This window comes from Allokutzneria sp. NRRL B-24872 (assembly GCF_002155965.1).
Taxonomy (GTDB): Bacteria; Actinomycetota; Actinomycetes; order Mycobacteriales; family Pseudonocardiaceae; genus Allokutzneria.
In genome coordinates this window covers 1-10,725 of sequence record NZ_MUMH01000171.1, presented here as the reverse complement: position 1 = coordinate 10,725, position 10,725 = coordinate 1, and the positions used below count along the sequence as shown (strand labels likewise).

The 10,725-nt window shown below is 70.0% G+C and carries 11 protein-coding genes; 2 read left to right on the top strand and 9 right to left on the bottom strand.

What is annotated here, in order from left to right; all coding sequences use genetic code 11:
* Window positions 1-116 precede the first annotated feature (116 nt).
* Both CCN37_RS33485 and CCN37_RS33480 read right to left on the bottom strand, forming a co-directional pair.
* Window positions 117-941 (bottom strand): DUF72 domain-containing protein, encoded by an 825-nt coding sequence (locus CCN37_RS33485; RefSeq protein ID WP_086828721.1) that lies wholly within the window; start codon window positions 939-941, stop codon window positions 117-119.
* Window positions 942-996: 55 nt separating this feature from the next.
* On the bottom strand, window positions 997-2,130 hold the full coding sequence (locus CCN37_RS33480; protein ID WP_086828719.1) for an epoxide hydrolase family protein: 1,134 nt from the start codon (window positions 2,128-2,130) through the stop codon (window positions 997-999).
* A gap of 53 nt (window positions 2,131-2,183) precedes the next feature.
* On the opposite strand from CCN37_RS33480, the gene CCN37_RS33475 reads away from it, so the two are divergent.
* A complete protein-coding gene (locus CCN37_RS33475; RefSeq protein WP_086828717.1) occupies window positions 2,184-3,194 on the top strand; it encodes a YafY family protein in 1,011 nt (336 codons plus the stop codon).
* Between the two features lie 4 nt (window positions 3,195-3,198).
* Complete coding sequence (locus CCN37_RS33470; protein WP_086828715.1) at window positions 3,199-3,795, top strand: hypothetical protein; 597 nt, start codon at window positions 3,199-3,201, stop codon at window positions 3,793-3,795.
* Here CCN37_RS33470 and CCN37_RS33465 read toward each other — a convergent pair.
* The 7 genes from CCN37_RS33465 to CCN37_RS33435 form a co-directional block, all read right to left on the bottom strand.
* Window positions 3,792-4,652, bottom strand: a complete 861-nt coding sequence (locus CCN37_RS33465; protein WP_246843466.1) for a serine hydrolase — start codon at window positions 4,650-4,652, stop codon at window positions 3,792-3,794. The two genes, CCN37_RS33470 and CCN37_RS33465, sit on opposite strands and share 4 nt — an antisense overlap.
* A gap of 107 nt (window positions 4,653-4,759) precedes the next feature.
* Window positions 4,760-6,253 (bottom strand): proline--tRNA ligase, encoded by a 1,494-nt coding sequence (gene proS / locus CCN37_RS33460; RefSeq protein WP_086828714.1) that lies wholly within the window; start codon window positions 6,251-6,253, stop codon window positions 4,760-4,762.
* 108 nt (window positions 6,254-6,361) lie between these two features.
* Window positions 6,362-7,441, bottom strand: coding sequence for a hypothetical protein (locus tag CCN37_RS33455; RefSeq protein ID WP_086828712.1), 1,080 nt, complete (start codon window positions 7,439-7,441; stop codon window positions 6,362-6,364).
* 454 nt (window positions 7,442-7,895) lie between these two features.
* Window positions 7,896-8,801 carry a homocysteine S-methyltransferase family protein gene (locus tag CCN37_RS33450; RefSeq protein WP_086828725.1) on the bottom strand — a complete coding sequence of 302 codons (906 nt, stop codon included), beginning with the start codon at window positions 8,799-8,801 and terminating at the stop codon, window positions 7,896-7,898.
* Window positions 8,802-8,875: 74 nt separating this feature from the next.
* On the bottom strand, window positions 8,876-9,163 hold the full coding sequence (locus CCN37_RS33445) for a hypothetical protein (protein ID WP_246843465.1): 288 nt from the start codon (window positions 9,161-9,163) through the stop codon (window positions 8,876-8,878).
* A 35-nt stretch (window positions 9,164-9,198) separates the two neighbouring features.
* Window positions 9,199-9,846 carry a histidine phosphatase family protein gene (locus CCN37_RS40300; protein ID WP_168200986.1) on the bottom strand — a complete coding sequence of 216 codons (648 nt, stop codon included), beginning with the start codon at window positions 9,844-9,846 and terminating at the stop codon, window positions 9,199-9,201.
* A gap of 127 nt (window positions 9,847-9,973) precedes the next feature.
* A complete protein-coding gene (locus CCN37_RS33435) occupies window positions 9,974-10,603 on the bottom strand; it encodes a TetR/AcrR family transcriptional regulator (protein WP_086828708.1) in 630 nt (209 codons plus the stop codon).
* Between the last annotated feature and the right edge of the window lie 122 nt (window positions 10,604-10,725).

The window sequence follows — 10,725 nt, the reverse complement described above, 5'->3', positions numbered from 1 at the left end:
ACTTTGAGGACAGGCCCTAGCACTGGGTGAGGCGCATTCGGTGCGCTTCGGTGAGGAGGATCGATTCTCCAGTGGCTGAAGCTGGCAGCCCTCGTACTGGTGTTGAACCCAGCCGCTCAGAACAGGGTGGCGGGCTCGACCGGCTCCGGCTCGGGGAGTGGGGCGAGGTCGGGGACCAGTGCGCGCACGTCGTCGTGGAATCGGCGGGCGAGGGCGGGCGCGTCGCAGTTGTCAGGGGTGTGCAGGAAGACCGTGGGCGACCGGCCTTCGCGCAACCAGTCGGCGACGGTCGTGGTCCACGGCCGCCACCCCTCGATCGTTTCCTTCGCCGAGTCCCGGCCCATGTAGCGGACGATCGGCTGATCGGTCAGCGCCCGCATTCGTTGCGGCAGCCGGGGTTTCTTGCCCCAAGCCTCCTGCTCGGCCTCGCTGGTGGGCGGACTCTGGTACAGGACGGTGGTGTCGAAGGGCACCCACTCGGCGTCGACCTCGGCGAGCGCTGCTTCGAGCTGAGCCGCCGCGCGGGTGTCGGTGAAGAAGTCGGGGTGGCGCACCTCCACGGCGCGGCGGCGGTTGGCGGGGAGCCTGCGCAGGAAGCGGACGAGGGCGTCGACGTCGGCGGGGCTGAAGAAGCCGGGCAACTGGGTCCAGAGGACCGCGCGGTCGCCGAGGGGGTCGATCGCGTCCAGGAACGCCCGCATCTCGGTCTCGACGCCGACGAACCGGCGTTCGTGCGTGGCGACCTTGGGGAGCTTGAGCACGAAGCGGAAGCCGGGATCGGTCTGCTCCGCCCACGTCGCGACGGTGGCGCGGGCGGGGGTGGCGTAGAAGGTGGTGTTGCCCTCGACCGCGTTGCACCAGCCCGCGTACGCCCGAAGGCGCTCCCTGGCAGGCAGTGCCTGCGGCAGGAAGCGCCCGGACCACGCTCTGTGGGTCCACATCGCGCAACCGACGTGAAGACGCGCCACTTCAGCTCCCCTCGCTCGTCGGTGCAAACTACCGGGGAGCGCGGAAGAACGTCCTCAGGTCCTCGGCGAGGACGTCCGGACGCTCCATCGACGCGAAGTGCCCGCCGTCGGGGAACTCCGACCAGTGCACGATGTTGGAGTTGTCCCGCTCGGCGAAGACCCGGATCGACTTGAAGTCGTCGGCGAAGACGGCGACGCCGGTGCGCGCGGAGTTCACGGCGGGCTCGTGACCCGCCCGTCCTTCCTCGAAGTGGTAGCGGCCAGCGGTCGCCTGGGTGTTGGTGAACCAGTAGAGCGAGACCTGGGTCAGGATCTGGTCCGTGGTGACCAGGCTCGTCCCGTCGCCGAAGTTGTTGAACAGTTCGCTGTACGCCAGCTGCCCCACCGGCGAGTCGGCGACGGCGGCCCCGATGGTCTGCGGGCGCGTCCCGTTCATCTGGTTGTAGCCGCCGACGGACTGGAACCACTTCATGTGCTCGAGCGCGGCGTAGTCCTTCGGCTGGAGCTTCTCGAACTCCGCCGGATCGCCGGAGGGGAAGGAGAACAGCTGGAGCACGTGCAGGCCGAGGAAGCCCTCCGGGTTCATCAGCCCGAGCTCGCGGGAGATCATCGCGCCGCCGTCGCTGCCGTGCGAGCCGTAGGAGTCGTAGCCGAGGCGCCGCATCAGCTTGTCGTAGGTCTCGGCCACCTTGCGCATGGTCCAGCCGCGCCCGGCGAGCGGGGTGCTGTAGCCGAAGCCGGGCATCGACGGCACGACGACCGAGAACGCGTCGGAGGCGTCACCGCCGTGCGCGACCGGGTCGGTCAGCGGGCCGATCATGTCGAGGAAGTCGACGAACGACCCCGGGTAGGTGTGCAGCAGCAGCAACGGGGTCGCGTTGTCCTCTTGGGACGGAACGTGGATGAAGTGGACGTTCTGCCCGTCGATCTCGGTGAGGTGGTGGGGGAACTCGTTCATCCGGTTGACCTGCGCGCTCCAGTCGAACTTGGTCCGCCAGTGGTCGACGGTCTCGCTGAGGTAGCTGTTCGGGGTGCCGTACTCCCAGTCGTCGGTGGGAGCCGGGCGCGGCAGCCTGGTGCGGGCGAGGCGGTCGTTGAGGTCGTCCAGCTCGACCTGGGAGACCTCGATGCGGAAGGGGCGGATCTCGCTGTTGTTCGTCATGAGGCAGACAGTAGAAGCTGTATAGGCACATTAGGTTCCTATACAGTCGGGAGATGTTGGAGACCGCGTCCAGGCTGCTCGCCCTGCTGGCCCTGTTGCAGTCCCGACCGGCGTGGCCGGGCTCTGAGCTGGCCGAACGGCTGGACGTCAGCGGGCGGACGATCCGCAACGACATCGATCGGCTGCGCGAGCTGGGCTATCCGATCGAGGCCGTGCGCGGGCCCGCCGGGCACTACCGCATGGGGGCCGGGGCGAAGCTGCCGCCGCTGCTGCTCGACGACGAGGAAGCTGTCGCGGTGGCGATCGGACTGCGGGCCGGGCGCGGGGTGACGGGCATCGAGGACAGCTCCGCGCGGGCGCTGTCGAAGCTCGAGCAGGTGCTGCCGCACCGGCTTCGGCGACAGGTGACCGCGTTGCACGACGCGGTGTCAGAAGGGCCTGCGAACACCGGCTCCAACGTGCCCGATCCGGTGGTGGACGCGTCCGTGCTGGCGAGCATCGCGGCGGCGATCCGGGACGCGGAGATGCTGCGTTTCGACTACAGGGCACCAGATCGCGAGGACGACGTGCCTCGGCGCAACGACGCGTCGGCGCCGTTCGGTGACTGGCCGGTGCTGGTGGAGCCGTACCGGCTGGTGAGCTGGGAGCGGCACTGGTACCTCGTCGCACGTGGTACTGAGACCGGCGACTGGCACACCTACCGGGTGGACTGGATCTCGCTGCGGATGGCGACCCACCGCCGCTTCGAGCCGACTCCGTTCCCCGGCGGCGACTACACGAGCTTCGTCCTGCGCGACGTGGCCACCGCTGGCTGGAAGGTGCACGCGCGGATCACCGTGCTCGCTCCCGCGCAGGACGTGCTGCCGCGGATCAACCCGGCCGTCGGCGTGGTCGAGGCGGTGGACGACTCGACCTGCGTGCTGGTGACCGGCGGGGACAGCCTGGAGATCCTCGCGGTCTACGTCGGCATGCTCGGCCTCGACTTCCACGTCTCCGAGCCGCCCGGACTCGTCGAGCACGTCCGGGCCCTCGGTGAGAGGTACGTCCGCGCCGTGACAAAATGATCATGTGGCGTTCGATGTGCAGACGGCCGTGGTCGTCGCCCTCCTGCTCAGCTCCGGAATCGCACTGGGAGTCCTGGTCTCGCGCTGGAAGACCCGGCAGGACGTGGCGGTCCTCGAACGCCAGATCACCGTCCACATGGAACTGGCCGGGCGGCAGCACCAGGCGTTCCTGGACGCGGTGCGGGAACGGGACGGGCGCCGCGATCTGCGCGAGGTCTACGACGACCTGGCCCGCTGGGCGCACGTGCTGGAGCGCACGGTCGAGGAGGTCTGGAGCGCCTGCCAGACGACCGACGAGCAGTTGCGCAAGCACGCGCTGGTGACGGTGGAGGACTGGGTGTGGGGCGGCGGGCAGGTGCCTGCGGAGCACGTCGCCGCCAGCCTGTGCTGGAGCGGCGACGTGCACCGGCGGGTGCGCGAGTTCCGGGCGACGTCCTTCGACTTCATGTTCGCGGCGCGCACGGTGCTCAAGCACGACCAGCGGGTCGGCCTGGTGGACGCCAAGCCCCGCGACACCAGCGCCCGCGAGCCTTACCTGGCGACGCTGGCGGCGCTGGACGAGGTCCGCGCGTGCGCGCGGGTCGAACTCGGCGTGAGCTAGCCGAAGTAGCCGTTGAAGAGGATCTCGCCGACCTTGGTCGTGGTCTCCTTGCCGACGTTGAAGCCGTCCTGGATCACCATGGTGTTGCTCATGATCGCGACGGTGTAGCGCTCGCGCGGGCCGACGAAGCCGACGGAGTTCATGATCCACGAGCCGTCGTCGTTGTCGTCGGACCAGCCGTTCTTGTTGCCGGGCTGGGCCTTCGCGCCCGCGCCCCACACGCCCCACTGCTGGTTGGGGTCGACGGCGCGCATCTCCTTGACGATGTAGGCGCGGTGCTTGGCGGGCAGCTTCTCCAGCACGTAGTTGATCAGGCGGTCGAGGTCGTTCGGGGTGGTCAGAATCCAGCCCCAGTGGTGCGGGTGCTTGTCGGTGAACTTCATGTCGGTCATGCCGTAGAGCGGGAAGCGCTTGGCGAACTCCGCCTCGCCGCCGTAGCGCTTCCACAGCGTGTGCGCGGCGTCGTCGTCACTGGAGTTGAGCATCTTGTGGATCAGCTCGCGGTCCTCGGCGGTCAGCTTGACGGCACCGGAGTCGTTGCGCAGCAACAGGTCCACGACCATGGCGAGCTTCGGGGTCGAGCACGCCCACGCGTGCGTGCCCGCCGCCGCGTTGCGCCACACGGCCCCGGTCAGCCGGTCCCGGACGACGATGCCGGTCACGCCGGGGCGGCTCTCGGCGTACTTCTGCGCCTTGGCGATGCGGACCTTCAGCGCTGCCGGGAAGTGCGCGCCGAACTCCGCCTCCACGGACCCGGAGGTCGGGGCCGGGGTCGGGTTGGCCATGGCGGCGGTGCCGCCCATGAGCAGCGCGACCGAGGCCGCGGCGGCGGCGCAGAGTGCGAGACGCCTGTGCATTCGTTCTCCTACTAGGAATCAGAGAAGTGCTTTCACCAGCGAAGACGCTGTCACGAAGATCTGGGTTGCCCTCGTTTCGAGGTTTCGACCAGGGGCGAAGTCGCCTGTCAGTACGACAGGCCCCAGATCACCGAGTGCCGCGAAGCCCCTCCGCACGGCAGGCACGTCGCGGCGTCGGCGGTGAGGTGCGTCGGCAGGCAGCGGATGGTCACGCCGAGCGCCTTCAAGCCGGTTTCGCAGTCCCGCTCGCCGCACCAGCCCGCGAGCGCGAACCCGGCGCGCTCCTGCTTGAAGAAGACCTCCGCGTCGGCGCGGGTGAGGACATCGCGGCGGATGTTCTCGTCAAGCCGCTGCTGTGCCTGGGCCAACAGCTTGTCCTGCAACGATTCCAGCTCTTCAGCCGCGCCCGCGACGAACTCCGCGAACGGCTTGTTCAGCTGCTGGGCGGGAGAGAAACGGTTGCGGTAGCTGACCACGCTCGCGGTGGCATCGCGCGCCCCGACCTCGACGAGCAGCGGAGCGCCGCGCTTGATCCACTGCCACTTCTTGTCCGAGGGACGCGTTCCGCGCTCGTCGACGTGCACGCGCAGCGGGCCGAACCGGGTGGACTTCCCGCGCAGGTCGGCGGCGATCTCCCTTGCGTAGTCGAGGACTTCGGTGTCGACGTCCTCCCCGCGCAGCATCGGCACGATGACGATCTGGTGCGGCGCGACGGCCGGGGGCACGCACAGCCCGTCGTCGTCGCCGTGGGTCATCACCAGTGCCCCGACCAGCCGGGTCGAAGCGCCCCACGAGGTCGTGTACGCGTGCTTGCGCCCACCGTCGACGTCGGTGAACTCGATCCCGGCGGAGCGCGCGAAGTTCTGCCCGAGGTAGTGCGAGGTCCCGGCCTGCACCGCCTTGCCGTCCTGCATCATCGCCTCGATGGTGAAGGTCTGCTTCGCGCCGGGGAAGCGCTCCGTCGGCGACTTCTCCCCGGCCACCACGGGCATCGCCAGCCACTCGCGCGCGAAGCTCTCGTAGACCCGGTGCATCTCCAGGGTCTCCGCCACCGCCTCGGCCTCGTCGGCGTGCGCGGTGTGCCCCTCCTGCCACAGGAACTCCGTGGTGCGCAACAACACCCGGGGCCGCATCTCCCAGCGCACCACGTTGGCCCACTGGTTGAGCTTCAACGGCAGGTCGCGGTAGGACTGCACCCATTCCGCCATCGACTCGCCGATGATCGTCTCCGAGGTCGGCCGCACCACCAGGGGCTCCTCCAAGGGCGCGGCGGGCACCAGCTTGCCGTCGCGCTTCTCCAGGCGGTGGTGGGTGACCACGGCCATCTCCTTGGCGAAGCCCTCGACGTGCTCGGCCTCCTTCTGGATGTAGGAGAGCGGGATGAACAGCGGGAAGTAGACGTTGTCGTGCCCGCGCTCCTTGATCATCCGGTCCAGCTCGCGCTGCATCAGCTCCCACACCCCGTAGCCCCAGGGCCTGATCACCATGCAGCCGCGCACGTGCGACATCGACGCCAGGTCGGCGGCGCGCACGACCTCCTGGTACCACGACGGGAAGTTCTCGCCCCGTCGCGGTGAGATCGCGGTTCTGGTCGTGGACACTGCGCCTCCCGGTGCGGGTCGAGTACGTGCGGTGCGGCGATTCCGGCAGCGCCGTCAGAGCACCGCGCCCACAGTAAGCGCCGTCCACAGTGGACGATTCTGCGGGGACTACTTCGACGGGCCGGACTCCGCGACCGTGATCATCGCCTTGACCGCGCGCTCGGCTCCTTCCACGGTGTGCCTGCCGAGGCCGCACGCGCATGCGACGCCGACGGAGGTGCGCCGGGACGCGGCCTCGAACAGGCGCAGCGCCGCGACCGAGGCCGGCGCGTCGGACTCGGCGACCACACCCGCGATGAGCTTGGTCCACGACGGCGACAGCTTCGCCAGTGGCGCGTAGAACGCCTCGTCCTGCGAGGGCGCGTGCGCGCCGAAGGCGACCGGGATGTGCACCGGCGGCAGCGCGACCTGCTTGCGCGTCAACTCGCGCGCGAGCTTGTTGAGGTAGGCCACCGTCCAGGACAGGTCCTTGGGGACGAACACCTCGGTGTTGTTGTAGTTGCCGTAGCACAGGTGCAGGATCGTCTTGGCCTGCTTGGGAAAGCGCGCCAGCATCGTCGCGATGTACTTGCTGTGCACGGAGGACGCGAGCGCGGGGCCGCCGGGGAAGATCCGCGCCTTCCACATGCCGACGAGCGCGGTGGGGAACTCGATGTGCCACAGCACGTCGTCGCCGCGCGCCTCGGTGACCTCGGTGACGTAGTCGACGATGGCGTCGGTGTAGACGGGCATGTGCTTCAGCGCCATGCGCACTTCGGAGATCGCCGGGATCGCCTTCTGGAAGCTGGGGCCGACGAAGCTGAACAGCGCCAGGTCGACCGGGCTCGGCACCGGCAGCAGCAACCGCTGGTCGCCGAGCCCGAGCGCCTTGAACGCGTCGACCTTGGCCAGGGTCTCCGCCACGTCGCCGTGCGAGACGTGCTCGGGCTTGAGCACGGCGCCCTTGCGCACGCGGTAGCCGCGCATGTCGTCGTAGTCGGCGTACTCGCCGGGCGCGCTCACCTCGATCACGTCGCTGTGCTCGGCGAGGCCCAGCAGGTAGTCGACCACCCAGCGAGGGTCCTGGCGCGCGGGCACCGCGGTCACCGGGTGCTGCTCGGCGTGGTCGAGGAACCAGCGCGAGATCTCGGCGTCGGTGGTCGTCAGCTCGGGTGGCAGGCTTCCGCAGAAGTGCAGTTGTCGGGACATGATCTGGTGCCTCCCTCGTGTGGGTGGCCGAGTGTCCTGGAGGGACGGTGGCAGCTTCATCCCGACACGCCGAACGCGCAAGCGGCCTTAACGCACCGCTGAATCCGGGTCGACGGCGCGGTTGAACGCTTGGTGGACGCGCGTCGACCGGCCACGTGCTCAGCGACCGACCTTCCCACTGGGCGTCAACGGCATCGCGCCCAACACGACGACCGTGCCCGGGACCACGCGTTCGCGCAGCTCCGAAAACGATCCCCAACGGCTCCTTTGACGCGTTGGAAGCCCTGAACGACCCGTTCAGGTCCTCCAGCGCACTGAACGGGTCGTTCGGTGCGTTAGACGCACCAAAGGGGGCGTTGATGTTGGGGCCACGTGGGCGATGAGGCGGTTGCCGGGCGCGATGACGGCGGCGGAGGAGACGGGGGCGCTCGTTCGAACACGTGCGGGACGCGGCTCAGAGCGCGGCGGCGATCGCGGCGACGTGGCGCACGTCCGTGCCGCAGCACCCGCCGAGCACGGCCAGCTTCGGCAGCAGCTCGCGCAGCCGGGCGTAGTCCCGCGCCAGCTCGTCGGGATCGCCCGCGTCCAGCTCGGCGGCCTCGTCCAGCTCCGCGTGGCTGCGGCGGGAGGCGTTGGCGCGCACGCCCCGCACGCGCTCGGTCCACGCTCCGCTCAGCTGCTCGGCGAAGTGGTCGGGATGCGCGCAGTTGATCATGAAGTGGGCGGGCGGGGTGTCCGCGTCGACGGCCGCGACCGCGTCGGCGAGAGCCGTGCCGTCCGGCAGGTGCCCGTCGGTCTCCACGGTGAAGGACACCACCGACGGCAGCCCGGCCCGCGCCGCCGCCCGCGCGATGCCCAGCCCCTCCGCGACCGTGGTCATCGTCATCGCGGTGACGAGGTCGGCCCCGGCCTCGGCGAACACGTCGACCTGGGCCTGGTGGTAGTCGCGCGCCTGCTCGGCCGTCATGAGCGACTCCGGGCGGTAGCCGTCCCCGCGCGGGCCGACGCAGCCGCTGAGCGGCATGGCCGTGCCCTCGTAGGCCTCGGCGAGGTCGGCGAGCAGTTCGACGGCGCCGCGGTTGGCGGTGGCCAGCGCGGTGGCGTCGTAGCCCAGGCGCGCGCCCCAGTCCGGATTCGCGCGCCAGGTCGGGGCCTCCAGCACGAAGCCGGTGCCCGCGCGCCGGGCCACCGCGATGTGCCGGAGGAAGTACGCGCGCAGCCGCTGCCTGCCCTCGGGCTCGGCCAGCAACGGGAACGCGGCGAACTCCGGCAGGTCGACGCCCTCGTTGAAGACGAGGTCGGTCTCCAGGCCGGAGTCGGTGAGCAGGAGCTCGTCCTGGGGTAACGGGGACCGGGTCATGCCGAACACCACCTCCGCTGAGTCAACGGAGGAGTATCGGCGCGCGCGAAGATCGACCGAATGGCTCGATCGAATCACTCGCCAAGCATCGACCTGCGAATCTCCGCCAGGCGGTCGCGCCCGGCCTGCTCCCGCGCGGCGAACTGCTGCTCCACGTCGGCGGAGTCACCGGTCACCGCGTCCAGCTCAGCCGCCCCGGCCGCGGTGGCGGTCCTGCCCTCGATGCGCTCGCGCACGTAGTCGAAGGTGGGCACCCCGCCCTCGTCGTAGTCGAACTGCGGCGTCACCGGGGGCGGGGGCGCGATGTCGACGAGTTCGGCCTCGACGATCTCTTTCGGGACGATCTCTTTCGGCTCGCTCATACCGCCATTCTGCCTGGATTTTCCGTGGCCGGTGCTCAGCCCGGCGGGGTGCTCCACGCGACCCGGTTCGGCACCAGGTCGAAGCGCTCGCCCTCGGTGGAGCGCAGTTCGACCCCCGTGCAGTTGGCGATCCTGGTGGCGAGGTGGAAGTCGCGGAAGCCGCGCATCGCGCGCCGGTCGGCCGCACCGGGCTGCGTGAGCAACATCCACATCACGCACTTGACGAACACCTCGTGGGTGAGCACCAGCACCGGCCCCGGACGGTGCTCGCCCAGGCGCCGCAAGCAGGTCCGCACGCGCGAGACCAGGTCGGCGAAGGACTCCGCCCCGGCGTCGCGCAGCTCGGGATCGGCCCGGTTCCAGTACGCCTGCACGTGCGGCCTGCGCTCCTGGACGGTGGTGGAGCGGCCTTCGAGGCTGCCGAGGTAGGTGAACTCCTCGACCGGCCACACCTCGTGCCGCGCGTGCGGGAAGCGGTCGACGGCGGGCTGGGCGGTCTGCTGGGCGCGGCGGTAGGGCGAGGTCACGATGAGGCTCGGCGGCTCGGGGACCGCGCGCGCCAGCCGCACGGCCTGCCGGAAGCCGATCGGGGTCAACGGCGTCTCCCCGGGGGTGGAGCTGGGTCCGCCCACGTTGGACTCGCTCTCCCCGTGCCGGATCAACCACACCCTCAGCTCGGCCACACCCCCGACGCTGGCACACCGGCGCGCGTCCTCCAAGACAAGATCGCTGAAGATCACCGGTAATGCTGCATGTCGCGCAGTGCCTGACTGCTTTCGGCGCACGACTTCCGCCGGGTTGTGCCCGGGGTCAGCCGCGGCTGAGGGCAGCGCCGAGCCCGGTTCCCAGCATGTCGAAGGCGAGCGTCGCCGCGTCCACGGCGGCCGGGTGGGCGTCGTCCGCGCTCGTGCCGCCCGCGACCGCGCGGTAGTTGTCCTCGCTGAGCCGCCACTGCACGACCATGATCTGCGCCGCCGCGAAGCGGGCCGTGAGCGCGGGGACGTGCTTCGCGAGCGCGTCGGCCACGGCCTGCTCGCCGGCCTCGCGGAAGTGGAACATCCGCGCCGCCAGTGACGGCGTGCCGAGCAGGAGCCGGTACAGCGCAACGGGTTCCGGCGCGTCGCACAGCCCGGTGATCGGGTCGCGGCGCTCAAGGCCGTCCAGGAAGTGCGCGCGCAGTGCGGCCAGCGGCGCGTCCGGGTTGTCCGCCACGACCCGCGCGGTCTCCGTCTCGTGGTCGGCGATCCGGTGCAGGACGAGGTCTTCCTTGGTGGGGAAGTAGGCGAACAGGGTGCGCCGCGAGACCTCGGCCTCCTCGGCGATCCGGGAGATCGACACCTGGTCGAAGCCGTGCTCGAAGAACAGCTCGATCGCCGTGTTCGAGATCGCTTCGCGCGTGCGCCGCTTCTTCAGCTCGCGCAGTCCCGTCGGCTCGTCCACCGCCCCAGGCTAATCCCGGTGGTGCGGGTGGGTGGACACGGCGGGGGAGCGGAGCTAATCTGCACTCAGTCTACTTTTGCACTGAGGAGAGTTTTCGTGAGCGTGGTCGTGGTGGGGGCGGG